The organism is Paraburkholderia sp. RCC_158 (genome assembly GCF_041355255.1).
Taxonomy (GTDB): Bacteria; Pseudomonadota; Gammaproteobacteria; order Burkholderiales; family Burkholderiaceae; genus Paraburkholderia; species Paraburkholderia graminis.
This window is the reverse complement of the sequence record NZ_JBFUPM010000001.1, coordinates 281316-305976: the sequence shown is the minus strand read 5'-3', so window position 1 is coordinate 305976 and position 24661 is coordinate 281316. Positions and strand designations below refer to the sequence as shown.

The 24661-nt window shown below is 64.8% G+C and carries 23 protein-coding genes; 12 read left to right on the top strand and 11 right to left on the bottom strand.

Going from position 1 to position 24661, the window contains the following annotated elements:
- Positions 1 to 8: 8 nt before the first annotated feature.
- Positions 9 to 335 carry a hypothetical protein gene (locus tag AB6809_RS01310; RefSeq protein WP_307259991.1) on the top strand — a complete coding sequence of 109 codons (327 nt, stop codon included), beginning with the start codon at positions 9 to 11 and terminating at the stop codon, positions 333 to 335.
- Positions 336 to 393: 58 nt separating this feature from the next.
- On the opposite strand, the gene AB6809_RS01305 is transcribed toward AB6809_RS01310, so the two are convergent.
- From AB6809_RS01305 to AB6809_RS01295, 3 genes are read right to left on the bottom strand one after another with little or no spacing between them, the layout of a single operon-like run.
- Positions 394 to 1626, bottom strand: coding sequence for an FAD-binding oxidoreductase (locus tag AB6809_RS01305; RefSeq protein ID WP_029970076.1), 1233 nt, complete (start codon positions 1624 to 1626; stop codon positions 394 to 396).
- 11 nt (positions 1627 to 1637) lie between these two features.
- Positions 1638 to 3164, bottom strand: coding sequence for an amidase (locus AB6809_RS01300; RefSeq protein WP_371025959.1), 1527 nt, complete (start codon positions 3162 to 3164; stop codon positions 1638 to 1640).
- Positions 3165 to 3202: 38 nt separating this feature from the next.
- Positions 3203 to 4489, bottom strand: coding sequence for an MFS transporter (locus AB6809_RS01295; protein ID WP_006049462.1), 1287 nt, complete (start codon positions 4487 to 4489; stop codon positions 3203 to 3205).
- A 125-nt stretch (positions 4490 to 4614) separates the two neighbouring features.
- Between AB6809_RS01295 and AB6809_RS01290 the strand changes: the two genes are divergently transcribed.
- The 7 genes from AB6809_RS01290 to AB6809_RS01260 all read left to right on the top strand — a co-directional run bounded on the left by AB6809_RS01290 (position 4615) and on the right by AB6809_RS01260 (position 11980).
- Positions 4615 to 5268, top strand: a complete 654-nt coding sequence (locus tag AB6809_RS01290; RefSeq protein WP_029970081.1) for a helix-turn-helix domain-containing protein — start codon at positions 4615 to 4617, stop codon at positions 5266 to 5268.
- Between the two features lie 109 nt (positions 5269 to 5377).
- On the top strand, positions 5378 to 6106 hold the full coding sequence (locus AB6809_RS01285) for a DUF3348 domain-containing protein (RefSeq protein WP_029970083.1): 729 nt from the start codon (positions 5378 to 5380) through the stop codon (positions 6104 to 6106).
- Positions 6107 to 6116: 10 nt separating this feature from the next.
- On the top strand, positions 6117 to 8648 hold the full coding sequence (locus AB6809_RS01280; RefSeq protein ID WP_029970085.1) for a DUF802 domain-containing protein: 2532 nt from the start codon (positions 6117 to 6119) through the stop codon (positions 8646 to 8648).
- A 5-nt stretch (positions 8649 to 8653) separates the two neighbouring features.
- Complete coding sequence (locus AB6809_RS01275; RefSeq protein WP_029970086.1) at positions 8654 to 9301, top strand: OmpA family protein; 648 nt, start codon at positions 8654 to 8656, stop codon at positions 9299 to 9301.
- Positions 9302 to 9317: 16 nt separating this feature from the next.
- Positions 9318 to 9965 carry a DUF2894 domain-containing protein gene (locus AB6809_RS01270; protein WP_029970087.1) on the top strand — a complete coding sequence of 216 codons (648 nt, stop codon included), beginning with the start codon at positions 9318 to 9320 and terminating at the stop codon, positions 9963 to 9965.
- Positions 9966 to 10021: 56 nt separating this feature from the next.
- Entirely contained in the window at positions 10022 to 10696 is a 675-nt protein-coding gene (locus AB6809_RS01265; protein ID WP_029970088.1) for an HAD family hydrolase, read from the top strand.
- Between the two features lie 312 nt (positions 10697 to 11008).
- Complete coding sequence (locus tag AB6809_RS01260; RefSeq protein ID WP_029970089.1) at positions 11009 to 11980, top strand: response regulator; 972 nt, start codon at positions 11009 to 11011, stop codon at positions 11978 to 11980.
- Positions 11981 to 12149: 169 nt separating this feature from the next.
- Here AB6809_RS01260 and AB6809_RS01255 read toward each other — a convergent pair whose 3' ends face one another.
- The 5 genes from AB6809_RS01255 to AB6809_RS01235 all read right to left on the bottom strand — a co-directional run bounded on the left by AB6809_RS01255 (position 12150) and on the right by AB6809_RS01235 (position 16673).
- Entirely contained in the window at positions 12150 to 13133 is a 984-nt protein-coding gene (locus AB6809_RS01255; protein ID WP_029970090.1) for an alpha/beta hydrolase, read from the bottom strand.
- The gene (locus AB6809_RS01250; RefSeq protein WP_006049453.1) at positions 13126 to 13641 is read right to left on the bottom strand and encodes a thioesterase family protein; all 516 of its coding nucleotides are present in this window, start codon (positions 13639 to 13641) and stop codon (positions 13126 to 13128) included. Before AB6809_RS01250 ends, AB6809_RS01255 begins: the two co-directional genes overlap by 8 nt.
- Positions 13642 to 13714: 73 nt before the next feature.
- Positions 13715 to 14680, bottom strand: coding sequence for an L-carnitine dehydrogenase (locus AB6809_RS01245; RefSeq protein ID WP_029970091.1), 966 nt, complete (start codon positions 14678 to 14680; stop codon positions 13715 to 13717).
- Positions 14681 to 14724: 44 nt separating this feature from the next.
- Complete coding sequence (locus AB6809_RS01240) at positions 14725 to 15654, bottom strand: 3-keto-5-aminohexanoate cleavage protein (RefSeq protein WP_029970092.1); 930 nt, start codon at positions 15652 to 15654, stop codon at positions 14725 to 14727.
- Positions 15655 to 15698: 44 nt separating this feature from the next.
- Positions 15699 to 16673: a choline ABC transporter substrate-binding protein gene (locus tag AB6809_RS01235; protein WP_029970094.1), complete on the bottom strand. Its 975-nt coding sequence runs from the start codon at positions 16671 to 16673 to the stop codon at positions 15699 to 15701.
- 431 nt (positions 16674 to 17104) lie between these two features.
- Between AB6809_RS01235 and AB6809_RS01230 the strand changes: the two genes are divergently transcribed.
- Entirely contained in the window at positions 17105 to 18133 is a 1029-nt protein-coding gene (locus tag AB6809_RS01230) for a GlxA family transcriptional regulator (RefSeq protein WP_029970096.1), read from the top strand.
- Between the two features lie 111 nt (positions 18134 to 18244).
- Positions 18245 to 18568, top strand: coding sequence for a DUF4148 domain-containing protein (locus AB6809_RS01225; protein WP_371025958.1), 324 nt, complete (start codon positions 18245 to 18247; stop codon positions 18566 to 18568).
- 72 nt (positions 18569 to 18640) lie between these two features.
- Here the strand turns inward: AB6809_RS01225 and gabD are convergent, their stop codons facing one another.
- The 3 genes from gabD to AB6809_RS01210 all read right to left on the bottom strand — a co-directional run bounded on the left by gabD (position 18641) and on the right by AB6809_RS01210 (position 22396).
- Positions 18641 to 20101 (bottom strand): NADP-dependent succinate-semialdehyde dehydrogenase, encoded by a 1461-nt coding sequence (gabD, locus tag AB6809_RS01220; RefSeq protein WP_029970099.1) that lies wholly within the window; start codon positions 20099 to 20101, stop codon positions 18641 to 18643.
- 12 nt (positions 20102 to 20113) lie between these two features.
- Positions 20114 to 21403: a 4-aminobutyrate--2-oxoglutarate transaminase gene (locus tag AB6809_RS01215; RefSeq protein WP_371025957.1), complete on the bottom strand. Its 1290-nt coding sequence runs from the start codon at positions 21401 to 21403 to the stop codon at positions 20114 to 20116.
- Positions 21404 to 21559: 156 nt separating this feature from the next.
- Entirely contained in the window at positions 21560 to 22396 is an 837-nt protein-coding gene (locus AB6809_RS01210; protein ID WP_371025956.1) for an EamA family transporter, read from the bottom strand.
- Between the two features lie 289 nt (positions 22397 to 22685).
- Here AB6809_RS01210 and AB6809_RS01205 point away from each other — a divergent pair, with 289 nt between their 5' ends.
- Both AB6809_RS01205 and AB6809_RS01200 read left to right on the top strand, forming a co-directional pair.
- On the top strand, positions 22686 to 23720 hold the full coding sequence (locus tag AB6809_RS01205) for a M14 family zinc carboxypeptidase (protein WP_029970104.1): 1035 nt from the start codon (positions 22686 to 22688) through the stop codon (positions 23718 to 23720).
- Positions 23717 to 24496: an alpha/beta fold hydrolase gene (locus AB6809_RS01200; RefSeq protein ID WP_029970106.1), complete on the top strand. Its 780-nt coding sequence runs from the start codon at positions 23717 to 23719 to the stop codon at positions 24494 to 24496. The genes AB6809_RS01205 and AB6809_RS01200 overlap by 4 nt, the downstream gene beginning before the upstream one ends.
- The last annotated feature ends 165 nt before the right edge of the window (positions 24497 to 24661 follow it).

Here is a 24661-nt window from a genome sequence, read left to right as displayed (position 1 = left end):
TGACGAGCTTGAACGCCACCGGCATGGGAGGTGTCGCGTTAGTCAGTCAGGAGAGAGAGAACATGTGTGATGCAGAAATCGCTGCTGTGCTGTTGAACCGTTGCACCGCTCAGCCATTCGATAACGAGGAGCCTGCCTATCTCGACATATTGCGCGAAGGCAATCTTTCGTTCAAACATGTCGTGAGCTTTGTGGGTCCGCGCGATATTCCGGACCCCGAAGCATGTCATGCCGAGTCGATCATTTTCGCCGACGGCTCGCGCGCATTGCGGATCAGCGCCGTGGAAGGCGACAGCGGCTGGACGCGCTGGACCGCGCTGCAACCGCTGCACTAAATGAAGCAGCAGGCGCGCTTCCCGCACGAAGCGGCAAGCGCGCTGCCCGCGTTTGACGTTAGAACCTGTCCACTCTGAACGGATGCGTGTCCACGAGCGTTTCTTCACCCGTCATCATTTCGGCGATCAGGCGACCGGTCACCGGCCCGAGCGTGAGTCCATGATGCGCGTGACCAAATGCGAACCACAAGCCCTGATGTTTTTCGGCGCGGCCGATCACGGGCATCATGTCCGGCGTGCAGGGCCGCGCGCCCATCCACGGTTGATCGTCGAGGCGTTTGTCGAGTGGGAACAGCGTGCGTGCAATCGGTTCGACGGCGGCGAGTTGCGTGGGCGTTTTCGGCGCATCGAGCAATGCGATTTCAGCGCCGGTCGTCAGGCGGATGCCGCGCGCCATCGGCGCGAGCAGATAGCCCCGCTCGGCGTCGAGCACCGGATGATTGAGGCGCGCGCCCGCGCGTGCCGCGTAATGCATGTGGTAGCCGCGCTTGACGCCGAGCGGCAGCCGATACCCGAGCCGCGAACTGAGCACGCCGGACCACGGCCCCAACGCGACCACCGCCGATGAAGCCGCGATCGTCCCTGCGTTTGTCGTGACCTCCCAGCCGTTGCGCAGCGTATTGGCGTCGCCGGTGAAGAACCGTCCGCCGAGCGCCTCGAAGTATTTCGCGTAGGCCGTGACGAGCGCGTTCGGATCGCTCACCGAATCCGCTTGCGTGTAGCGCAGGCCGCCGAGCAATGCCTTGTCGAGATCGGGCTCGATGTGCTGCAGGCGGGCGGCGTCGAGCGCTTCGAATTCGACGCCGTATTCGCGGCTCCATCGATCGGCGACTCGCAGTTCCGCGTCCTGAGCAGCGTTGCTGCGAAACACCTTGATCCAGCCCGTGGGGCGCAGCAAAGCACTCGCGTCCGCTTGCGCGGCCAGCGTGCGATGCTCGCTCACGCAATGTTCGATCAGCGTCGAATATGACTTTGCAATCGCGGCGTGTTTCGCCGGATCGGAATTGCGCCAGTATCTCCACAGAAACGGCGCCGCGTGAAATAGCGCATCGGCGTGGTAGCGAACGTCGAGCGACTGGTTGCGCGCATAGCGAAGCAATGCACCCAGTCCGCGCGGAAATGCGTACGGGTACACGCCTTCTCGCTGAATCAATCCGGCATTGCCGAACGAGGTCTCGTTGCCTGGCGCCTTGCGGTCGACCAGCGCGACCTGTCGGCCGCGCTTTTGCAAATGCACGGCCACGCACACGCCGACAATGCCGGCGCCGAGTACGACGGTATCGAACTTCATTGTTGTCATCGTTAAACTGCTGAGAGGCCCGAGCCGTTCGCGTCGGCGTCGTTAAAAAGAGGGGGCGACGTCACGATCGATTTCAACGACGCGTCCGCTTTCGTGAGCTTCGACAGATCGGGTCGCGGACGGCGCAACGCAGGCGACTGCGCGAACACCTGCTCCATCGCATGCGCGACGGCGAGCGTCTTGCGGTCGCCATGAAACGGCCCGACGATTTGCAAGCCGAACGGCATGCCCGCGTGATCGACACCGCACGGCAGCGACAGCGCCGGATGCGTCGTCAGCGTGACGACATAGGTGAGCGCGAGCCAGCGGTAATAGTTGTCCTGCTCGCGCCCGTCGATTTGCGCGGCGTACAACTGCTGCCACGGAAACGGCGACACGGGCGTGGTCGGCGAGAGGATCACGTCGTACTGCTCGAACGCGGCCTGAAAGCGTTTGAAGATGCGCGTCTGTTCGGCTTGAGCCCACGCGCTGTCCGCGAGACTCATGCTTGCGCCGAGCTCGTAGTTGGCGCGCGTGTTCGGGCCGAGTTGCGCCGGATCGCGCGTGTAGGCATCGTGCAGACCGGCGACGAAGCTCTCCGCGCGGATCACGTCGAAGCAGCGGTGTACGTCGCCGAGATCGAAGCTCACTTCCTCGCATGAACGGAAAGACGGCGCGATCAGCGCGATGCGTTCGCGAAACACGTTGCGGATCGACGCATCCACGTCGCAACTGCCGAAGTCTTCGGTCCAGCCCACGCGCAATGTGGCGAGGTCGATGTCGGCGGGCGCGGCGAAGCTGAGCGGATCGGCGGCAAAGCTGAGCGGGTCGCCCGCCGAGATGCCCACGGTAGCGGCGAGCTGCAAGCACGCTTCGGCGACGCTGCGGCCCATCGGTCCAACCACCGAGATCGGCGACCAGCCCACCAGCTTGCGCGAATTCGGCACGAGTCCCGGCGTCGGACGAAAGCCCACCACGCCGCATTTGGAAGCGGGAATGCGCAACGAGCCGCCGGTGTCCGAGCCGGTGCACACGGGCAGCATGTCGCACGCAAGCGCGGCCGCCGAACCGCCCGACGAGCCGCCTGCATTCAATGCCGTATTGAACGGATTGCCGGTCGCGCCCCACACCGGATTGCGCGGGTTCGCGCCGGCGCCGAGTTCCGGCACGTTGGTCTTCGCGGTGACGATCGCGCCGGCGGCACGCAGACGCTCGACGAGCACCACGTCTTGCGTGGGCACGTTGCCGCGCGACATCGGCGAACCATAAGTCGTCAGGAGTCCGGCGGTATTTTCGAGGTCCTTCACGCCGAGCGGCAAGCCGTGCAGAAGGCCGAGCGGCTCGCCGTCGAGTACCTGCTTTTCCGCGCGTTTCGCGGCGGCGCGCGCGGCCACAAAGTCGGTTGCGGTGATCGCGTTGACCGCCGGATTCACCGCCTCGATTCGCGCGATGCACGCCTCCAGCAGTTCGACGGGCGAGATCTCTTTCGCGCCGATCATCCGGCGCAACTCGACCGCGCTGCGGCCGGGCAAATCGTTGTCTCGACTCATATCGTCTCCACTCATTGTGCTCATTGTGTCTTTCTTGGTCAGCCGAGCGCTTCGCCGGTGCGGTCCTTCAGCCAGATTACCGGCACCAGCGAAATTGCGCACGCGGCGGCCACATACCAGGCCGGCGCGAGCGGATTGCCGGTGCGCGCGACCAGCCAGCTTGCGATAAACGGCGAGAAGCCGCCGAAAAACGATGCGCTCACAACATACGTCAATGCAATTCCGGTTGCACGCACATGCTTCGGGAACAGTTCCGGGATCATCACGAGCACGGGCACGATCTGGCCCGATACGAACACGGCGAGCAGCGCGGACACGATGCAAAGCGCCGTCATCGACGGATGCGCGCTCAGGAATGCAAACGCCGGATACACGAGCAACAGCATCACGACGCGCGAAATCACGAGCACGCGCTTGCGGGTGTAGCGGTCCGCGAGCATGCCGGCGAGCGGCGCGGCGACGAACAGCGCAAGCGAACTGACGATACCGGAGATCACCGCCGACGTCGACGATAGATGCAGCGCCCGCACCGCATGACTCGGCAGAAAAAAAGCGGTGATGTAGACCGACACCGAGCCGCCCAATTCGGCGAAAGTGCCGAGAATCGTCAGCTTGAGATGCGTGGTCAGCGCGGCCTTCAGCGCGCCGCTCGGCGCGGCTTCGCCGGGCTTGCGCGCGGTCAGCGTTTCTTCGAGGCGCCGGCGGATCAGCATGCCGGCCGGCGCGGCGACGATGCCGAGCACGAACGGAATCCGCCAGCCCCATTCGAGCACGGCCTGCTTCGGCAGCAGCACGTTGACGAGCGTCGCGACCAGCGCGCCGAGCACGAGGCCTGCCGCGGTCGCCGCGAAGTTCCAGCTCGCGAAGAACGCGCGCGTGTTGTCGGTGGCATATTCGACGAGCAGCGTCGTGCCCGGTCCGAACTCGCCGCCCGCCGCGAAGCCCTGTATCAACCGCGCGGCGAGCACGATGAGCGGCGCCGCAAACCCGGCGACCGCGTAAGTGGGCGCGCACGCGATCATCGCGCAGCTAAGCGCCATCAGCATGATCGTAAGGACCATCGCGTTCTTGCGGCCCGCGCGATCCGCATACGCGCCGATCACGACGCCGCCGAGCGGCCGCACCACGAAGCCCACGCCGAATACGCCGATCGACAGTAAAAACTGATTGACGGGCGACGCGCCCGGAAAGAACAACTGCCCGATCTGGATCGCGAAGAAGCTGTAGATCGTGAAGTCGTAGAATTCGAGCGCCGTGCCGATGGTCGTGGCAGTGATGACGCGGGTCTTCGTCAAACGGGACTGACTGAGCGCAAGGGTAGACACGATACGGGCCCCACATAAAGGTGGAATCGACGTGAGTTATCATATACGAGAAAAAAATAATTTCTCGCATACGAGAAATTTTTGTGGACAGGCGAGAAGCAAGGAAGCCAGGCGGAATCAGTGACATGGTCAAAGCCGTAGCCGTAGTGAAACAACCGAAGGCGCACGCGCATGAAGCGCCGCCGTCGCTCGATCACAAACTGGTGGGCGGGCATTTGCGGCAGGCGCGCAAGGCGCGCGGGCTGACGCTCGCCGAATTGTCCGAGCGCTCGGGCATTGCGGTATCGACGATCTCGAAGGCCGAGCGCGGGGACATCGCGCTGACCTACGACAAGTTCGCGGCACTCGCGCATTCGCTCGAGCTCGAGTTCGACGCGATTTTCGGCCGGCGCCGCAAGCCGGCGGCCGGCGCGATGAAGCCGTCGTTCACCGCGGCCGGCAAGCAGCAGGTGTACGACACGCCGAACTACGAGTACGGGATGCTCGCTAACAACCTCACCGGCAAACGCATGATGCCGATGCGCGCGCACATCCATGCGCGCGCCGTGTCGGACTTTCCCGAGTACATCCGGCATTCGGGCGAGGAGTTCGTCTTTCTGCTCTCCGGCAAGCTTGAATTGCGCTTCGAGAACGGCAAGTCGTTCAGGCTGATGCCGGGCGACAGCCTGTACTTCGACAGCTCGGTCGGGCACATCTATGTGAGCGTCGGCGAAGAAGATGCGGATGCGCTGGTGTGCTGCGTCGATACGGACGAGCATCGGCCGCGCGGAGCGATTTGAACGCCTATTCTCGAGCGCCACGATGTCTGCGTGCGAGGACGTTGTAATGGGGAGCGAAGCCGTCGTGCGCGTCAGCGTGTAAACTGCTGATTTTTTTGCATCCGGTGGTATGTTGCAAGCCCCCCAGCGCACAGCTCTCAGCGGCCCGGCGCTCGTTCGCCTGCTGGCGCGCTTCGCCAATGTCGACGTTCCCGAACCACGGCAATCGCTATCCGACCGGCTGAGCCAGTGGCTCGGCTGGACGGATGCGATCGCGCTGTCGTCGGCGCTCAGCGGCGCGCCGCCCACGCCGGCTGCGGGCGCGCGAGCATTCGGCAGCGTGGAGGAGGCGGAATGCGCGCGCGCGCGGGCCGCGCTCGTCGGTACGATTACCGGCGACAGCGCGTTCGCGACCGCCAGGCGCCGCGGTCCCGCGTATGTGGAGCCGCAGGCCGCGCCCGTCGACTACGCGCTCTTTCGCCAGCGCTACCAGGCCATGCAGCAGTCGATGGAAACGGGTGTCGGCAATCTGCGCGGCCGGCTGCGCGCGTTGCTTGCCGCCAGGAATCCTGCGATGGGCCGTCTCGCGGTGCTCGATGCCGTGATGGAACGTGCGCTCGGCGAACGCGAGCGAAGCCTGCTGGCCAATCTGCCGGTGCTGCTCGCCGGACACTTCGAGCGTCTGCGCGACAGCGCACAGCCGCTGCCGGACGATGGCGATGGCGCACAAGCCGCCCCCGGCGCGCCCGGCCCCTGGCTCGACGTGTTCCGCAAGGACATGCAAAGCGTGTTGCTTGCCGAGCTGGATATTCGTTTACAACCAGTCGAAGGGTTGCTTGCCGCCCTTCGTACTCGCTAACCGGGACGCCATGTCCAGATATCGTATTGATCTCGTTGTGTTCGCGGCAGGTCTCGCCGCGGTGTGCGGCATTGCCATCGGCTATGTCGGGTCCAACTGGCTGGCGCTGGCCGTCACGCTGCTGATCGGCGCGTTCTATCTTGCTGGCGCGCTCGAATTGCGGCGCTATAGCACGGCGACTGCGACGCTCATTCGCGCCGTCGCGCGCCTCGCCGAGCCGCCGCCGCGGCTTGGCGCGTGGCTTGAGGAATTGCATCCGGGCTTGCGCAATACGGTTCGTCTTCGCATCGAAGGCGAGCGCGTCGCGTTGCCGGGGCCTGCGCTCACGCCTTATCTCGTCGGCTTGCTGGTGCTGCTCGGCATGCTCGGCACGCTGCTCGGCATGGTCGTGACCTTGCGCGGCACCGGCATGGCGCTCGAAAGCGCAACCGATCTGGCCGCGATCCGCGCTTCGCTGGCCGCGCCGGTGAAGGGCCTGGGCTTCGCGTTCGGTACGTCGATCGCGGGCGTGGCGAGTTCCGCGATGCTGGGCCTGTTGTCGGCGTTGTGCCGTCGCGAGCGGCTCGAAGCGGCGCAACAGCTCGACCTCAGGATCGCCACGAGCCTGCGCATCTATTCGCAGGCTCATCAGCGCGACGAGAGCTTCCGGCTCCTGCAACGGCAAGCGGAACTGATGCCGACGCTGGTCGATCGCCTGCAAACGATGATGGCCGCGATGGAGCAGCACAGCCTCGCTTTCAACGAGCGCCAGCTTGCAAGCCAGGAGACGTTTCACAACAAGGCGCAGGCCGCGTACACGCGGCTCGCCGCATCGGTCGAGCAGTCGTTGAAGCAGAGCGTCGCGGACAGCACGCGTGCTGCCGGCGCGGCGCTCGAACCGGTCATGCAGGCGACGATGGCCGGCCTCGCGCGCGAAAGCGCCTCGTTGCACGAGAGCGTCTCGCAGGCGGTGCAGCGGCAACTGGATGCGCTGTCGAACGGTTTCGAGTCGGCTACCGGCAAGATCGCGGGCATCTGGAACGACGCGCTCGCCGGCCAGCAACGTTCGAACGATGCAATGACGCAGCAATTGCAGGCTTCGCTGGAGCGCTTCACGCAGACTTTCGACGAGCGCTCGGCGGGACTTGTCGACGGCGTTTCCGCGCGCCTCGAAACCGCGGCGGGCAAGCTTTCGCAGACGTGGAACGACGCGCTGTCGCGCCACGAGCAGTCGGGCGCGACGCTGGCGGCGCGGCACGAGCAGGCGCTGGTTGCGGCGGCGGCGGCGTTCGCGGAGCACTCGGCGTCGCTGGTGCGCAACGTGGGCGAGTCGCATGCGGACTTGCAGACGCAACTGGCCTCGCGAGACGAAGCGCGGCTCGCCGCGTGGACGGCGAAGCTCGAGTCGATGGCGGGCATGATCGGCAAGGAGTGGCAGCAGGCGGGCGAACAGAACGAAGCGCGGCTTGCGGTGTGGACCGCGAAGCTCGATGCGATGGCGACAACGCTTAGCGAGAAATGGCAGCAAGCCGGGGAACATAACGAAGAGCGGCTCACGGCGTGGACGTCGAAGCTCGATTCGATGGCGAGCGCCCTCGGTAAGGAATGGCAGCAGGCGGGAGAGCACAACGAAGCGCGTCTCGCGGCGTGGACGTCGAAGCTCGATTCGATGGTGGCGATGCTCGGCAAGGAATGGCAGCAAGCCGGCGAACACAACGAAGCGCGCCTCGCGGCATGGACATCCAAGCTGGACTCGATGGCGAGCGCCCTCACCAAGGAATGGCAGCAAGCCGGCGAACACAACGAAGCACGCCTCACCGCATGGACATCGAAGCTCGACTCGATGGCGAGCGCTCTGAGCCAGGAATGGCAGCAAGCCGGCGAACTGACGGCCAACCGTCAGCAGCAGATTTGCGACACGCTCGAGCAGACCGCGCGCGATATTTCGGCTCAGACGCAGGCGCATGCCAGCGAAACCATCGCTGAAATTTCGCGGCTCGTGCAGGCGGCGTCCGAGGCGCCGAAGGCCGCTGCCGAAGTGGTCGCCGAATTGCGGCAGAAGCTGTCGGACAGCATGGTGCGCGACACGGCGATGCTGCAGGAGCGCAGCCGTCTGCTCGAAACCCTGGAGACGCTGCTGGACGCGGTCAACCATGCATCCACGGAACAGCGCACGGCGGTCGATGCGCTCGTCGCGACGTCGGCGGATTTGCTCGAACGCGTCGGCACGCGTTTCACCGACAAGGTCGAGGCCGAGGCCCACAAGATCGGCACGATAGCCGCGCAGATCGCGGGCGGCGCCGTCGAAGTGGCGAGCCTCAGCGACGCGTTCGGCGCGGCGGTGCAGTTGTTCGGCGAATCGAACGACAAGCTCGTCGCGCATCTGGAGAGAATCGAAGCGGCGCTCGACAAGTCGCTCACGCGCAGCGACGAACAGCTTGCCTACTACGTGGCGCAGGCGCGCGAAGTTATCGATCTGAGCGTGATGTCGCAAAAGCAGATCGTCGAAGATCTGCAGCAGCTTGCGGCGCGGCGCTCGGCTGATGGAGTCGAGGCGGCATGAGCGGGATGAGCGAGGACATCGACGGCGGCGTCGAGCCGGGCACGCCGATCTGGGCGGCGTTCGGCGACATGATGTCCGTGCTGCTCGGCGCGTTCATGCTGATTCTGGTGGCCGTCATCGGCGTGCAACTGGAACTGTCGAACAAGCTCGAGCAGGAGGTCAAGCAGCGTCAGGTTGAAACGCAGCGCCGCAAGACGCTCGAAGAGGCGCTCGCCGGCCCGCTCGCGGCCGGCCGCGTGACGCTCGTGAACGGGCGCATCGGCATCAGCGGCAATGTGCTGTTCGCGCTCAACTCCGACCAGTTGCAGCCGCAAGGGCGCGATCTGTTGAAGAGCCTGGCCGGCCCGCTGTCCGCCTATCTGCGCGCGAGCGACCAGATCCTGATGGTGAGCGGCTTTACCGACGATCAGCGGCTGCGCGAAGGCAATCGCCGTTTCGCGGACAACTGGGAGTTGTCGGCGCAGCGCGCGCTGACGGTGACGCGCGCGTTGATCGAGGCGGGCGTGCCGGCGCCGTCGCTGTTCGCGGCGGCATTCGGCTCCGGCCAGCCCGTCAGTTCGAATGCCGACGAGCAAGGGCGCGCGCGCAACCGTCGCGTGGAAATCGCGCCGGTGCCGAGACTGTCGGCGGCCGCGGGGAAGCCTCGTGAGTAACGGCGCGAGCGATCCCATGACTGAAGCCGCAGGCGACACACAGACGCCGCGCGCGACGCTCGACGCGTGGCGCGAGCGCGGCGCCGATCGTGTCGATCCGCCGCGGTTTCGTTTCATCGACGCGTTGGAGCGGCGTGCCGCCGCGCAGCGCGGCGAGACTCGCCGCGTGCTCGACGAGAGGCTCGCCGTGTTGCTTGATGCGTATGCGCGGCAAATAGCTGCGGCCGAGCGCGACGCATGCGGCGCGATGAAAACCGATAACGCTGCCCGCACAGCCGAATCGACAACAGGCGCAGGCCCGCTCGTCCAGCTCATCGCCGAATTGCAAAGCGCGTCGCAACACCGCGAGCGCAACCACGCCGCCTATCCCGAACTCCCCGAACTCGATTATTTCCGGCAGACGTGGGCCAAAGTCCGCACCGACAAGCAGTTGCGGCAGTCGCTGCAACCGGCGCCCGGCAACGCCGGGCCGCTCAATTCGAGCAGCCTCGTGCATCGCTCGCTGTCGCTGATGCGCGAGTTGTCGCCGGGCTATCTGAAACAGTTTCTCTCGTATGTCGACGCGTTGTCGTGGATCGAGCAATTGAACGGCGGCGCCCCGCCCAGCAAGGAGCCGCCGCGCGCGGCGACGGGCGCCAAGGGCGGTCGCGGCAAGACGCGTTGATGCCTCGCGGCGCTTGACGTGGCATATTGGCGGGTAGCCATCGAAAGGAGCCCACCATGCGTATCCAGACCTCATTTCTGTTCGATCTCGACGGCACGCTCGTCGATAGCGTCTATCAACACGTGCTGGCCTGGAAAGAAGCGCTCGACAGCGAGGGCATTTCGCTGTCGGTGTGGCGGATTCATCGAAAGATCGGCATGAGCGGCGGCCTCTTCACCAATCAGCTTCTGCGTGAGACGCACGGCGACATCAGCGCCGAACGCGGCGAGCGTCTTCGTCATGCGCACGCGGCGGCGTATAAAAGGTTGCGCGCGCAAGTATGTCCGCTGCCGGGCGCGCGCGAACTGCTCGATGCGCTCACGCAGGCGGGCACGCCGTGGGCCGTCGCCACCAGCGGCCGCATGGAAACCGCGGCGGTGAATCTGGAGGCGCTCGGCGTCGATCCGTCAAAAGCAGTCGTCGTGACGCGCGACGACGTCAAATACGCGAAGCCCGATCCCGATCTTTTCATCGCGGCCGCCGAACGTCTCGGCGTGCAGATCGAACATTCGGTCGTGGTCGGCGACAGCATCTGGGACATGCTCGCGGCGCGCCGCTGCCGCGCGCTCGGCGTGGGCCTGCTGTCGGGCGGCTACGGCACGGAAGAACTCGAACGGGCCGGCGCACTGCGCGTCTACGACGACCCCGCGGCTCTGCTCGATCATCTCGACGAAGTAGCCTCGCGACCGTAGTTGCGCGCATTGCGGCATGACGCGGCCGCGACGAAATGCGCTGGCTGCGCCGCGTTTTTTGCATTGCCCATTGGTTTCATTCAGGCCGCATACGCTGCAGCAAGCACACAGAACTTTGTACTGTTGCAGCCAGGAGCCCTGCACTCCCTGTACTATATGGATCAACGGGAACCGGCCCGGCAACAGCGATAGAAAGACCGGCGTGTACGCAGCGGCGGCGCGCCCGGCATGTTCCACGTGAGCGCATGCGGCGACCGGCGAGCCTGTCACGGCGATCCCGCCTGCGGCGGGGCTGACGAACCACGTGAAAATATGAACAAGTTTATTCGACCACCCGTCTCCTATCCGACCACGGTTGTTTTCGTCGACGACAACGACAACTACCTCGACGCGCTGCGCCGTTTCTTCCCGGATGTTTCCACCAATCTGTTTTTCTCGCGTCCGCAAACGGCGCTGGCTTTTATCCGTCAGCACGCGCGCGAAAACTCGCTCGAGTTCGCGCCGGCTTCCGCGTGTTTGAGCGAGACGGGCTTTGAACGCTTCGTCGAAACGTCGCCGCAGCGCGACGTGCTGGCGCGCGATTCGCGTTTCTCCGAGGTAGCCGCGGTCGTGGTGGACTACGACATGCCGGGTATAAGCGGCGTCGAGTTTCTGTCGTCGATATCCAACCTGCATTGCGCAAAAATCCTGCTGACGGGCGTCGCCGACGAAACCGTCGCCGTCAAGGCATTCAATGCGGGCATTGTCGATTTATATCTGCGCAAGACCGACGCGGATTCGGCGAACCGGCTCGTGCATTTTCTGAAGGACGCGAAGAGCCGCCATTGCTCCGAGGCGGGCTGGCTCGCATTGGGCGAGAACGGCATCACATATTGCGATCCGCGCACGCGCACCGTGATCGATCAGGTCGTGAAGGACAAATGCATTGTCGAGTATTACTGGCGTCCCGAGCAGAATGCCATTCTGATGTTCGATCGCGAGGGAAGGGCGAGCGTGTTCGTCGCGTGGGCCGAGCACGACTGGATTGCGCAAGGCGAAATCGTCGCGGACGAAAGCGGCCCGGCCGATCTGCTCAGGCAGATGGCCGTGCGCGAGGTCATGCCGCTTTTCTGGCCGCATCTTGCGTTCCGGTCGAATGTCGAATTCAGAATGCTCAAGCCGCAGCCCATTCCCGGTTGGGGCGACGCGTTCTACTGCTGGAGCCAGGTGGAGTCGCCGGAAGTGGCGCAAGGCGGCGTCAGGCCGCTGACGTTCGCGCAGTGGCGGAGCGACCGGGCACGCTAGGGCTGCCGGCACGACGAGACATTCCATGCTGTTGGGGAAATGCGCGATGTGGCCATTCATGCGCGACAAGAGCCGTGCAATTCGGATAGGGCTCGCGTAACGGCGCCTGGATGACGACGCATTGGCGCGGTTTTATTGATCGCCCATAAGGCCCATGCGAATACGCCGCTCAAGCCGCTCCGGCGTTCGCGCACAGAAAGCGGCACACTTCGTCATGCATGGCTTGCACGCCAGGGCTCGATTCGATGGCGCGCCAGCAGCCATGCACGAGTCCGGCGCCGATCCATAGCCGCGCTTGTCCGCCCGCCGCCTGAATGCGTTCGGCGAATACGCGGGCGTCGTCTCTGAGCGGATCGTGCTCCGCGCCGATCGCGAGCGTAGGCGGAAGGCTGTCATAACGTGCGGCGTCGAGCGGCACCGTCCACTCGGGATACGGCGCGCTTTCACCCGAACTGCGGCCCCAACTTCCGCCCCAATACATGTCGCGAAACGCGTGGACGTCGGCGAGCGTCAGCATGGGTGCGTGCGCTTCGGTGTCGCGTGCGGGCGGCTGCGGGTCGGTGCCGAGCATCGGATAGATCAGCGCAACACCGCGTATCCCGTCGATGCCCTCGTCGCGCAAACGCATCGCCACGCTGGCCGCGAGCGTGCCGCCGGCACTGTCGCCGGCCAGTTGCAACGCGGCGTCGGCGGGAAGATCAAAGGGCAGCCTGCGTTGCAGGGCGGCGCGCGTGATCTCCAGGCAGTCGTCGTGCGCGGACGGCGCGCGGTGTTCGGGCGCGAGCCGGTAATCGACGGCGATCACGTCGAGGCCCGTGTCCGCGGCAAGGCGCGCCGTGATCAGTTGATGGCTGTCCAGCGATCCAAGCACGAAGCCGCCGCCGTGGAAGTACAGCACGACGCCGCGCGGCATGCCGTCCGCTTTCGCACGGTTGCGATAGAGCCGCAACGCAATCGGATGACCCACAGCGGCCTCGAATTGCGCATCTTCGGTGACGACTTGCGGCGGCAATGGCGGAGTGAGCGCGGCCGCGTAACGGTCATAGGCTTCGCGTTGCTCGGGCGGCGCGATGGACGCGCCCGACGTGTTATGTCCTCCGGGATACAGCGCGGCGGCTCGCGCGATGAACGCCGCCATTTGCGGCTCAAGCATGCTGTTGGCTCCGGCTGCGTTGCGCGGCGGCGGGCAGGCCGATCATGCGGCCCGCGTAGGCGGCGGCTGGTAATGCGGCTTGCGCGTCGGCCAGTTCTTTTACGCGCGCGGCGACGTCGGCGTCGAATGCGACGGAGCGCGGCCCGCTCGTATCGACGTGCAGCAGCATTTGCTCACCCGCGGCGACCGGCGTGTCGCCTTCGTCGGCAAACATTTCGAGGTAGAGATGCAGCCGCTTGGTGTCATGCGCGAGCACGCGCATATCGACACGCACGCGCGTGCCTTCCTTGATCTCGTGCAGATAGTTGATGTGCGCTTCGAGCGTGTAGATAGAGCGGCCGCGTTCCTTGCGCACGGCGTCGGGCAAACCGATCCGGTCGATCAGCTCGTCGGTCGCAAAGCTGAAGATCAGCATGTAGAACGCGTCGCGCAAATGGCCGTTGTAGTCGACCCATTCCGCGCGGACCGTGTCGCGATAGCAGGGCAGGGAAGAAGCGGTTTGCGGCATGCTGCGGGTCTCCGTGGTCTTGGGTTTGTGTGCGGCGTGCGACGTGCGAATTGGGTCGCGCGCCGCGCCGGCGTCAATCCGCAGCCATCAACCCATGCCGCGCCTTAGCCTCGCCAATCGCCGCGAGCACGCTCGTGATGCAGTCGTCGCGGTAGCGCTCCAGTTGCTTGATCGAGCGCGGGCCGACCTGTTCGGCGGTGCCGTCGACAACGCGGTCGATCAGTTCGTCCGTCAGCTTCGGCGCTATCAGTTTAGTCCACGGAAGCTCCAGCGCGGGACCGAATTGCTGCATGAAATGGCGCATGCCCGCGTCGCCGCCCGCGAGCGTGTAGGTCAGGAACGTCCCCATGAAAGACCAGCGGATGCCCGCGCCGAAGCGGATCGCGTCGTCGATTTCGCCGGTGGTCGCGACGCCCTCGTTGACCAGATGCAGCGCCTCGCGCCACAGCGCTTCGAGCAGCCGGTCGGCGATGAAGCCGGGCACTTCCTTGCGAACCCGCAGCGGGCGCATCGACAGCGAGCGATAAATGCGCAGCGCGGCGTCGATGGTCTCAGAAGCCGTGCGCTCGCCGCCGAGCACTTCCACGAGCGGCAGCAGATAAACCGGATTGAACGGATGCCCGACGATGCAACGCTCCGGGTTCACAGCGCGTGCATAGAAATCGCTCGGCAAAAGCCCCGACGTCGACGACGCGATGATCGCGTCGGGCTTCGCCGCGCGGCTAATCTGCTCGTGCAACGCGAGCTTCAATTCCTCGCGCTCGGGCGCGCTTTCCTGAATGAAGTCGGCGTCGGCGACACACGCCTCGATCGTATCGACAAAGCGCAGCCGCGATGGCGACGCGCCTTCCGCGAGGCCGACGCGCTCGAGCGCGGGCCATGCATTCGCGACGTTCTCGCGCAACTGTTTTTCCGCGCCCGGCGCCGGATCCCACGCGATCACGTCGAGCCCGTGCGCGAGCGCGCGCGCCACCCAGCCGCTGCCGATCACGCCCGCGCCGATCGCGGCGAATGTTTTGATGTTGACGATCACTGCCATTGCTGACGTTTCCTTGTTTGCCTATGCGTTGCTGGTTGTCGCGATCACGCGTATTCGCCGGCTGCGCGCCGTTCGAGTTGCCGTTCGCCGCGCGCGGGCAAGCCGAGCTTGCGCCGGCCTTCGGCGGGCGTCAGTGCGCGTCCGCCAAGACGCTCGATGATTTCCACCGCGCGCTGCACGAGCGTGCCGTTGGTTGCGGGCACACCTTTATCGAGCCAGATGTTGTCTTCGAGGCCGACGCGCACGTGGCCGCCGAGCAGCATCGCCTGCGCGACCATCGGCATCTGCATGCGGCCGATGCCGAAGCCGGCCCATTGCGCGCCGGGCGGCAGGTTGTCGGCCATCGCTTTCATGGTCGTCGTATCGGCGGGCGCCCCCCAGGGAATGCCGAGGCATAGCTGAAAGAGCGGCGGCGCGTCGAGCAGCCCTTCCTTGAGCAACTGCTTCGCGAACCACAAGTGCCCCGTGTCGAAGATCTCCAGTTCGGGTTTTACGCCCAGTTCCTGAATGCGCGCTGCACCGGCGCGCAATTGCGCGGGCGTCGATACATAGATATAGTCGCCGTCGCCGAAATTGAGCGTGCCGCAATCGAGCGTGCAGATTTCCGGCAACAGCTCCTCGACATGCGCGAGGCGCGTCAGGCCGCCGACCAGATCCGTGTTCGCGCCGAAGCGCATGGGATCTTCGCCGGGACCGATTTCCAGATCGCCGCCCATGCCCGCCGTCAGATTGATGATGACGTCCGTGCCCGACGAGCGGATTCGGTCGACCACTTCGCGATACAACTGCGGATCGCGGCTGCCGCGTCCGGTCTTCGGATCGCGGACGTGGCAGTGCGCGACGGTCGCGCCTGCTTTCGCGGCTTCGATGGCGGCCTCGGCGATCTGCTTCGGCGTAACCGGAATCGCGGGATGCTTGCCGACGGTGTCGCCGGCGCCGGTGACCGCGCAGGTCACGATGACTTCATGGTTCATGCGTGCAAGTTCCTGTAGATGTTCAATGCGCGACGCTTCGAAAATCAAAGCCCGAGATAGGCTTTCACCGCAGGCAAACCGTCCTTGCCGTCGTAGGTCTTCACGCCGGCGAGCCACGCGTCGAGTATTTGCGGGTTTTTCTTCAGATAGGCTTTCGCGGCATCGGCGGGCTTTTGCTTGTTCATCACCGATTGCATCACCACGTTTTCAAGCTGCGTCGAAAAGCGCAGGTTGCTTACGAGCTTGCCCGCGTTGGGGCAGCGCGTCAGATAGTCGGGCGACGTCAACGTATAAACGCGCGCTTCGCCGTCGTTGGGGCCGAACACGCCGTCGCTGCCGGACAGGTACTTCATGTCGATCTGAATGTTCATCGGATGCGGTTCCCAGCCGAGAAACACCACCCATTTCTTGTCGCGGATCGCGCGCTCCACTGAAACGAGCATGCCCGCTTCGCTCGATTCGATCAGCTTGAAGCCGCCGAGGCCGAACTTGTTGGTGGCGATCATCTTCTGGATGGCCGCGTTGGCGCTGCTGCCAGGCTCGATGCCGTAGATCTTGCCGTCGAGCTGATCGCGATGTTTCGCGATGTCGGCGAATGTTTTGAGGCCCGCGTCGTACGCATAGCCCGGCACGGCGAAGGTTGCTTTTGCGCCGGTCAGGTTGGGCGGCTGCAGCACGTCGATTGCCTTCGAGTCGACGAACGGCGCAATCGCTTTCTCCTGCACCGGCCACCAGTAGCCGAGCGACACGTCGAGCTGTTTCGTCTTCAAACCGGCAAACGAAATCGGCACAGAAGCAACGGTCGTGACCGGCTGATAACCGAGCCCTTCGAAGACCGTGGAGGCGAGCGCGGTGGTCGACGTGATGTCCGTCCAGCCGATGTCGGCGAAACGCACCGCGCGGCACGCGGGCGGATCCTGCGCAAACGCGGGCAGCGCGGCGACGGCGGCGCCGCCCGCGGCCGCGAGGCACGCAAGCCGGGCAAGTTGGGCAAGCAAGGTGGTGATGCGTGACTTCATGACCTTCCCCTATTGACGCTTATGCACGTCTGACAGCGCGTTTTCGAAAGGGCCGCTTTGATGCGCGAATGCGAACTGCGGCCCACCGGCAAGTGATAAGTGATGCGTGAGGTGCTATGTGAGTCCATCGACGATGCGGTTGGAATGGCACTAACGTTAATGCCCCATATTGCCGCCAAAGCGACCATCAGCGACCCGTTCTTGCTTCCACGCGACAACGAGGGAAAACCAGCATGCGCGAGCGGGCGTCGGCATTGCAGCGAGCTTCCGGCGGCATTGCGGCACGGCATCGGCTATGGACCAATTTTGGCGCGCCTTGTCCGCTCGCAGTCTGCTTGCTACGCTCGCCGGAAACCGCGCGTTCACTTGCGCTTTTCGCTGCTTTCGACGGCTTGTCACTTTCACGCCGCCTTTCACCGGATTCCCGCGACATGCCTGAAGAAATATCGTTTTTGCTGCTGCCGGGCTATTCGGCGATCGGCTTCATGTCCGCCGTCGAGCCCTTGCGCGTGGCGAACCGCTTTCGCGGCGAGTTGTACCGATGGCGCATTCTCAGTCTGGACGGCGCGCCGGTTGCAGCGAGCAACGGCATTTCGATCAACGCGGACGCGGCCATCGGCGACCTGCGTGGCACGGACCTCACGGACAGCACGGCGACGCTCTTCGTCGTGGCGGGCTTCGAGCCGCTCGCCTGCTACACGCGCGAACTCGCCGAATGGTTGAAGCGCCTGGAGCGCGCGGGCGCGACGCTCGGCGGCATCGACACGGGCAGCTTCGTGCTCGCCGAAGCCGGGCTGCTGGGCGGCGCGGACAACGTGACCGTGCATTGGGAGGCGCTCTCGGCATTTCGCGAGCGTTATCCGTCGCTGGATGCCAGTCAGGAACTGTTCGAGATCGGCGCGCGGCGCATCACGTGCGCGGGCGGCACTGCGTCGATCGACATGATGCTCGACCTGATCGGACGCAAGCACGGCGCGGCGCTCGCGTCCGCCGTGTCGGAGCAGTTCGTGGTGAGCCGCATCCGCCAGCGCTCCGACCATCAGCGCATGGAGATTGCCGCGCGCTACGGCGTGCACAACCGCAAGCTGATCCAGGTGATCGGCGTGATGGAGCAGCACATGGAAGAGCCGCTGACGCCCGACCGGCTCGCGCAGGAAATCGGCGTGACGCGCCGGCAACTGGAGCGGCTCTTTTGCGCGTCGCTGAAGGACACGCCGACGCACTTCTATCTGCAGTTGCGGCTCGGCCGCGCGCGCGAGCTTTTGCAACAGACCGACATGTCGATCACGTCGATTTGCGTCGCCTGCGGATTCGAGTCGCCGTCGCACTTCTCGCGGACTTATCGTGCGCGATTCGGTGCAAGCCCGAGGAGCGACCGGCAGGCGAGCGGCGGTTTGGTGCCACCCAAAGCGCTAATTAATGCGCGTGTTGAAGGATTATCACAAGCGCAGCAACAGTGAATTCACCGATTCGGGGTTTACCCTAGGTCGCCGGCCTCCTAGACTGTGTTCATCGGCTGAAGACACAACGCCTTCAGCGCCTGACAAAACAATCTCTGGAGGTAGGTCATCATGAAATCGCTGATCGAAGCTGCTGTTATCGCCGCTCTTATTTCCGCACCGCTTGCTGCTTTTGCCCGGTCGAACCAGCCGGTCACGCGCGCTCAGGTTCGCGCCGAACTGGTTCAACTGGAGAAGGCCGGCTACAACCCGGCAACGTCGAACGACTACGATTACCCGGCGAACATCCAGGCCGCCGAAGCGCGCGTCGCCGCGCAGAACGGCACCGCTCACACGAGCGGCTATGGCCCGGCGACCAACGGATCGTCGCAAGCGGGCAGCCGGGCTGAGGTCACTTCGAGCTCGTATTCGGCGCCGGTTTATGTCGGCCACTGATTGACGGCGGCGCGGCGAGGTTCGTCGCGCGATAGGTAAAAAACGGCACGCCTCAGCCTGCCGTTCCCCCCTTCAAACCCCACCCACACACATATACTTCACGACCACATAATCGTCGATGCCATAGTGCGAGCCTTCGCGCCCCAGACCCGACTGCTTGACGCCGCCAAACGGCGCCACTTCGTTCGAAATCAGTCCGGTGTTGATCCCCACCATGCCGTACTCGAGCGCTTCCGCGACGCGCCATACGCGCCCGATGTCGCGGCTATAAAAGTACGACGCAAGACCGAACTCGGTATCGTTCGCGAGCCGGATTACTTCGTCGTCCGATGAAAAACGGAACAGCGGCGCGAGCGGCCCGAAGGTTTCGTCGCGCGCCACTTTCATGTCGGGCGTGACATCCGCGAGCACGGTCGGCTCGAAGAAGCCGTGACCGAGCGCATGACGCTTGCCGCCCGTGAGCACGCGCGCGCCTTTGGCGAGCGCGTCCTCGATATGCGACTCGACCTTGAGCACAGCCGCTTCGTTGATCAGCGGACCTTGCGTGACGCCGGCCTCGGTGCCGCGGCCCACTTGCAGTTGTTCGACGGCGGCGCGCAATTTGTCGGCGAAGGCATCGTAGACCTTGTCGTGCACGTAGAAGCGGTTCGTGCACACGCAGGTCTGGCCGCTGTTGCGATACTTCGACGCAATCGCGCCGGCCACGGCGGCGTCGAGATCCGCGTCGTCGAAAACGATGAACGGCGCGTTGCCGCCCAGTTCCAGCGATACCTTCTTCACCGTCGGCGCGCACTGCGCCATCAAGAGACGCCCGACCGGCGTCGAGCCCGTGAACGACAGCTTGCGCACGACCGGATTGCCGGTCATTTCTGCGCCGATCGCCTTCGGCTCGCCCGTCACCACATTGAACACACCGCGCGGCACGCCCGCGCGTTCCGCAAGCACGGCGAGCGCGAGCGCCGAGAGCGGCGTGGCTTCAGCCGGTTTGACGATGATCGGGCAGCCCGCCGCGAGCGCCGGGCCGACCTTGCGCGTAATCATCGCGGCCGGGAAATTCCACGGCGTGATGGCGGCGCACACGCCGACCGGTTCCTTCGTCACGACAATGCGCTTGTCGCTCGCGGGCGTCGGAATCGTGTCGCCATTCACGCGCTTGCCTTCTTCCGCGAACCATTCGAGGAACGACGCGGCGTACTGGATCTCGCCCTTGGCCTCGGCAAGAGGCTTGCCTTGCTCGGTGGTGAGAATCAGCGCGAGGTCGTCGGCGTTCTCCAGCATCAGGTCGTGCCATTTGCGCAGGACCACCGCGCGTTGCTTCGCGGTGCTTGCCCGCCATGCGGGCCACGCGGCGTTCGCCGAGTCGATGGCGCGGCGTGTTTCCGCCGCACCCATGCGCGGCACCGTCGCGATTACTTCGCCGGTCGCGGGATTCACGACGTCGAAGGTCGCGCCGTCGTCGGCGCCTTGCCATTCGCCCGCAATGTAGGCGGCGGTCCTCAGCAGGGACGGGTCTTTCAGAGTCAGCGTGGTCATCGGTCGTTTTCCTCAGGCTGCGACAGCAACGCTGTCCTTGATGACGTCCTGGAGAATGGCGAGCGCCTCGTCGAAGACGGCGTCCTGAATCGTCAACGGAAACAGGAAGCGCACCACGTTTGAATAAACGCCGCACACGAGCAGCAGCAGGCCGCGTTCGAGCGCGCGCGCCTGCACGCGCTTCGTGAAGTCCGCGTCCGGCTCCACGCTGCCCGGCTTGCAGAACTCAACGGCCACCATGCCGCCAGGGCCACGCACATCGGCGATTTGCGGCGCATCTTTTTGCAGTTCGATCAGCTTGGCCTTGACGCGATCGCCGAGAACGACAGCGCGCTCGCACAGCTTCTCTTCGTCGATGATGTCGAGCACCGCATGCGCCGCCGCCAGCGCGAGCGGATTGCCCGCGTACGTGCCGCCGAGTCCGCCGGGCGCCGCGGCGTCCATTACGTCGGCGCGGCCGATGACGCCCGACAGCGGCATGCCGCCCGCGAGGCTCTTGGCGACCGTCATCAGGTCAGGCACGACGTCGTAGTGATGCATCGCGAACAGCTTGCCGGTGCGCGCGAAGCCGGTTTGCACTTCATCGGCGATCAGCAGAATGCCGTGCTCGTTGCACAGCTTGCGCAGCGCGCGCACGAACTCGGCCGGCGCGGGATAGAAGCCGCCTTCGCCCTGGACCGGTTCGAAGATGATCGCGGCCACGCGCTTGGGATCGATGTCGGCCTTGAACAAAAAGTCGATGGCCTTCAGCGAATCGGCGGTGGTCACGCCATGCAACGGATTCGGAAACGGCGCATGGAACACGTCCGACGGGAACGGCCCGAAGCCGAGCTTGTACGGCGCGACCTTGCCGGTCAGCGCCATGCCCATCAGCGTGCGGCCGTGAAAGCCGCCGGTGAAGGCGATCACGCCCGGACGCCCGGTCGCGGCGCGCGCGATCTTGATCGCGTTTTCGACGGCTTCGGCGCCGGTCGTGAAGAAAGCGGTTTTCTTCGGATGATCGCCGGGCGCACGCTCGTTGAGCTTTTCAGCGAGTTCGACATACGACGCGTACGGCACGATCTGATACGCGGTGTGCGTGAAATGATCGAGCTGGTCGCGAATCGCGGCCACGATTTTCGGATGACGATGGCCCGTGTTGCACACGGCGATTCCGGCGGCGAAGTCGATGAAGCGGCGGCCTTCCACGTCCCAGAGTTCCGCGTTTTCGGCCCGCGCCGCGTAAAAATCGCACATTACGCCGACGCCGCGCGGCGTGGCTGCGTCCTTGCGGCTCTTCAGTTCTGCGTTCTTCAGGTTCATCACGTGGCTCCTCGCTGTCGGCGGACTCCGCGCGGCAAGGCGCGGCACATGCAGCGACTATAGTGAGATTTGGCTCTGAGCTTCAGAGCCATTTCTATAAAAATGTAGGAGCCAATTTGGCCGGCGAGCGGATTCACCGAGCGCGGCGGATTTGCGTCAGATGCGAATCAGCACTGCCCCGAGCGTAACAAGTGCGCACGCCACGATGCGCCGCGCGGTCAGCTTCTCGCGCATGAACAGCCAGCCGATCAGCACCGCAAAGATCGAGCTCAATTCGCGTAGCGCGGAGACCATCGCGATCGGCAGATAACGGTAAGCCTCGATGATCAGGCAATACGCGAACAACGCGAGCGCGCCCGACGCGATGCCCTTGAACACCACCGCGCGGCCGATGAACAGCCCCTTCGCCCCGCCGCGCCAATGCCACGCGAGCAGAAACTGCGGCACGTTCCAGATCAGATAGACCCACATGATGTAACTGAGGCCATTGCCCGCGACGCGCGCGCCGATTCCGTCGACAACCGAATACGTGGAGATGAAAAAGCCCGTCAGCAGCGCGAACGGCACGCTCTCCCCGGAGAAGCGCATGCCGCGCCGAAACGCGAGCGAAACGATGCCGCACGACACGAGCGCGACGCCGATCGCCGCGAGCGGTTTCAGCGATTCATGAGCGAACACGAGCGCGCCGACGAACACCAGCATCGGCGACAGGCCGCGCGCAATCGGATAGATCTGGCCGAAGTCGCCGCTTCGATAAGCGCGGATCAACGCGAGCAGATAGCCGAACTCGAGCACGACCGACGCGAAGATATATGGCCACGCGGCAGGCGCGGGTATCGGCAGGACGATCACGCCGACCGCGCTCACGGCGAGGTAAGGAATCGCCATCATGCCGAGCAGCCAGATGCGGTCTTCCGACAGATGCAGGAACGCATTCCACGTCGCGTGGAGCAGCGCCGACAGCAGGACCAGCAGGACGACGACGGTTTCCATTGAAGGCGAGAACGGGCCAAGGGTTAGCTGGCCCGACTCCGGCCGCAAGCCCGTGATTATTCCAGCAGAACGCGCGACGCGATGAGTGGGCGACTAAAGCAAAGGGGCTTTATGGGGCGAAAATCGCAAATTTGTGGCGCCGAAAATGACGGGCAAATGACGGCCAAATGACGTGCGTGTGACGGCGTTTCACATCTGTTCAGCCGTCATGCAGGTTGACTTGCAGCCAGGCTATATTGCGTCATTCGCCGTGCCGTCCCTGACCTCCCGCACTCCTCGCGACGCCCACATGCAGCCTTTGAGCTTCCTTCCCGACACCTTTGCGGAGTACGAAGATCTCAAGACGATCCTCGATCAGGGCAGCGCGAGCTTCGCGATCCGCACGGTCTGCGAGACGACGGTGCGCGGCCGGCGCTTCGGCGTGCATACCGCGAGCATCGGCTCGACCGATCCGCAGGCGCCGGCCATCGGCTTCTTCGGCGGCATTCATGGGCTCGAGCGAATCGGCTCGCAACTCGTGCTCGACTACATGCGCGCGCTGCTTGCGCGGCTCGAGTGGGACGAACTGCTCGTCCGCCAACTGCAGTCCATTCGCCTCGTGTTTATGCCGATCGTCAATCCCGGTGGGATGTGGGCGGCCACGCGCGCCAATCCGAACGGCGTCGACCTGATGCGCAATGCGCCGCAAAACGCCGACGAACGCGTGCCGCTGCTCGCCGGCGGCCAGCGCGTCGGCGCATGGCTGCCGTGGTATCGCGGACGCCGCGGCGCTCCGATGGAAGCCGAGGCTGCCGCGCTGCTTCAGGTGGTCGAAACGGAACTGGCGGCGCGGCCGTTGAGCATCGCGCTCGATTGCCATTCGGGCTACGGCTGGAGCGACAGCATCTGGTTTCCGTACGCGCGCACTCGCAAGCTGATGCCGCATTTGCCGGAAATGTACGTGCTGAAAACGATGTTCGAGCGCTCGCATCCGCATCATGGCTACACGTTCGAGCCGCAAAGCCATCAATATCTGCTGCACGGCGACCTGTGGGACTTCGCGTACGACCGCGCGCCCGCACCCAACGTCTTTCTGCCGATGACGCTCGAACTCGGCTCATGGCTGTGGATCAAGAAGAACCCGCGCCAATTGTTTTCGCGTCAGGGCTTCTTCAATCCGGTGAAGGCGCATCGCACGGCGCGCGTGTTGCGGCGTCACGCGAACCTGCTGGATTTTCTGGCGCGCGCGGCTTTCTCGTCGCAGCGCTGGCTGCCGCAAGGCAACCGCCGCGAGCAATTGCTGCAAAGCGCGATCGATCATTGGTACAAGGCGCACACCGCATGAGCACGTGGGTTTTGCTGCGCGGCCTGACACGCGAGACGCGTCATTGGGGACGCCTGCCCGACGCGTTGCGCGAAGCCACTGGCGGCGGGCCGCATCTGCTGCTGCTCGATCTGCCGGGCAACGGCGAATTCGCGCAGTTGCGCGCGCCGTCGACGGTCGCCGCGATGGTCGAATTCGTGCGCGCGGCTGCGAGGCAACGAGGCGCGGCGGGCCCGTTCAACATACTGGCGATGTCGCTCGGCGGCATGGTCGCGACCGCCTGGGCACAGCGGCATCCCGATGACATCGAGCGGCTCGTGTTGATCAACACGAGCATGCGTCCGTTCAGCCGCGTGCATGAGCGGCTGCGTCCGTCGGCGTGGCCGGGTCTCGTGACAGTTGCTACGCATTGGCACGACGCGACGCGCGCCGAGACTGTTATTCATCGGTTGACGTGCAATAACGCCGACACGCTCCAGGCCGATCTCGAATCATGGGCCACGATTCGCCGCGGCGCACCGGTGAGCCGCGGCAATGCATGGCGGCAATTGTGGGCGGCGGCGCGCTTTACCGCGGACGCGGCAAAACCGGCTTGCCCGCTGCTGCTTCTGTCGTCGCGCGACGACCGGCTCGTTGATCCCGCATGTTCGGCAAGGCTCGCGGCGGCGTGGGGCGCGCCGCATCGCGAGCATGCGTGGGCCGGTCACGATCTGCCGCACGACGATCCCGCGTGGGTCGCCGAGCAGATCCGCGCATGGCTTGCCCACGAAACCGTCGAGAGCACGGCCACGCGTTAAGCCGCGATAGGCCAGCCGCGTTAAGCGCGCAATTGCGCGCTTGCAGCATAAGCCGAGGCAGCGGGTATAACCTAACTCGCGGCGCCGGTCGCCCTGCTGCATGCAGGTGCATAATCGTTCCTCAGACGATGCATCCGATCCGGGCAATTCCCACATTGCCGCCAA

Excerpts from the sequence above, each read along its gene's own strand:
- AB6809_RS01305 (WP_029970076.1), bottom strand. The coding sequence starts at position 1,626 with ATGAAGTTCGATACCGTCGTACTCGGCGCCGGCATTGTCGGCGTGTGC.
- AB6809_RS01300 (WP_371025959.1), bottom strand. The coding sequence starts at position 3,164 with ATGAGTCGAGACAACGATTTGCCCGGCCGCAGCGCGGTCGAGTTGCGC.
- AB6809_RS01290 (WP_029970081.1), top strand. The coding sequence starts at position 4,615 with ATGGTCAAAGCCGTAGCCGTAGTGAAACAACCGAAGGCGCACGCGCAT.
- AB6809_RS01285 (WP_029970083.1), top strand. The coding sequence starts at position 5,378 with ATGTTGCAAGCCCCCCAGCGCACAGCTCTCAGCGGCCCGGCGCTCGTT.
- AB6809_RS01280 (WP_029970085.1), top strand. The coding sequence starts at position 6,117 with ATGTCCAGATATCGTATTGATCTCGTTGTGTTCGCGGCAGGTCTCGCC.
- AB6809_RS01275 (WP_029970086.1), top strand. The coding sequence starts at position 8,654 with ATGAGCGAGGACATCGACGGCGGCGTCGAGCCGGGCACGCCGATCTGG.
- AB6809_RS01270 (WP_029970087.1), top strand. The coding sequence starts at position 9,318 with ATGACTGAAGCCGCAGGCGACACACAGACGCCGCGCGCGACGCTCGAC.
- AB6809_RS01265 (WP_029970088.1), top strand. The coding sequence starts at position 10,022 with ATGCGTATCCAGACCTCATTTCTGTTCGATCTCGACGGCACGCTCGTC.
- AB6809_RS01260 (WP_029970089.1), top strand. The coding sequence starts at position 11,009 with ATGAACAAGTTTATTCGACCACCCGTCTCCTATCCGACCACGGTTGTT.
- AB6809_RS01255 (WP_029970090.1), bottom strand. The coding sequence starts at position 13,133 with ATGCTTGAGCCGCAAATGGCGGCGTTCATCGCGCGAGCCGCCGCGCTG.
- AB6809_RS01250 (WP_006049453.1), bottom strand. The coding sequence starts at position 13,641 with ATGCCGCAAACCGCTTCTTCCCTGCCCTGCTATCGCGACACGGTCCGC.
- AB6809_RS01245 (WP_029970091.1), bottom strand. The coding sequence starts at position 14,680 with ATGGCAGTGATCGTCAACATCAAAACATTCGCCGCGATCGGCGCGGGC.
- AB6809_RS01240 (WP_029970092.1), bottom strand. The coding sequence starts at position 15,654 with ATGAACCATGAAGTCATCGTGACCTGCGCGGTCACCGGCGCCGGCGAC.
- AB6809_RS01235 (WP_029970094.1), bottom strand. The coding sequence starts at position 16,673 with ATGAAGTCACGCATCACCACCTTGCTTGCCCAACTTGCCCGGCTTGCG.
- AB6809_RS01230 (WP_029970096.1), top strand. The coding sequence starts at position 17,105 with ATGCCTGAAGAAATATCGTTTTTGCTGCTGCCGGGCTATTCGGCGATC.
- AB6809_RS01225 (WP_371025958.1), top strand. The coding sequence starts at position 18,245 with ATGAAATCGCTGATCGAAGCTGCTGTTATCGCCGCTCTTATTTCCGCA.
- gabD (WP_029970099.1), bottom strand. The coding sequence starts at position 20,101 with ATGACCACGCTGACTCTGAAAGACCCGTCCCTGCTGAGGACCGCCGCC.
- AB6809_RS01215 (WP_371025957.1), bottom strand. The coding sequence starts at position 21,403 with ATGAACCTGAAGAACGCAGAACTGAAGAGCCGCAAGGACGCAGCCACG.
- AB6809_RS01210 (WP_371025956.1), bottom strand. The coding sequence starts at position 22,396 with ATGGAAACCGTCGTCGTCCTGCTGGTCCTGCTGTCGGCGCTGCTCCAC.
- AB6809_RS01205 (WP_029970104.1), top strand. The coding sequence starts at position 22,686 with ATGCAGCCTTTGAGCTTCCTTCCCGACACCTTTGCGGAGTACGAAGAT.
- AB6809_RS01200 (WP_029970106.1), top strand. The coding sequence starts at position 23,717 with ATGAGCACGTGGGTTTTGCTGCGCGGCCTGACACGCGAGACGCGTCAT.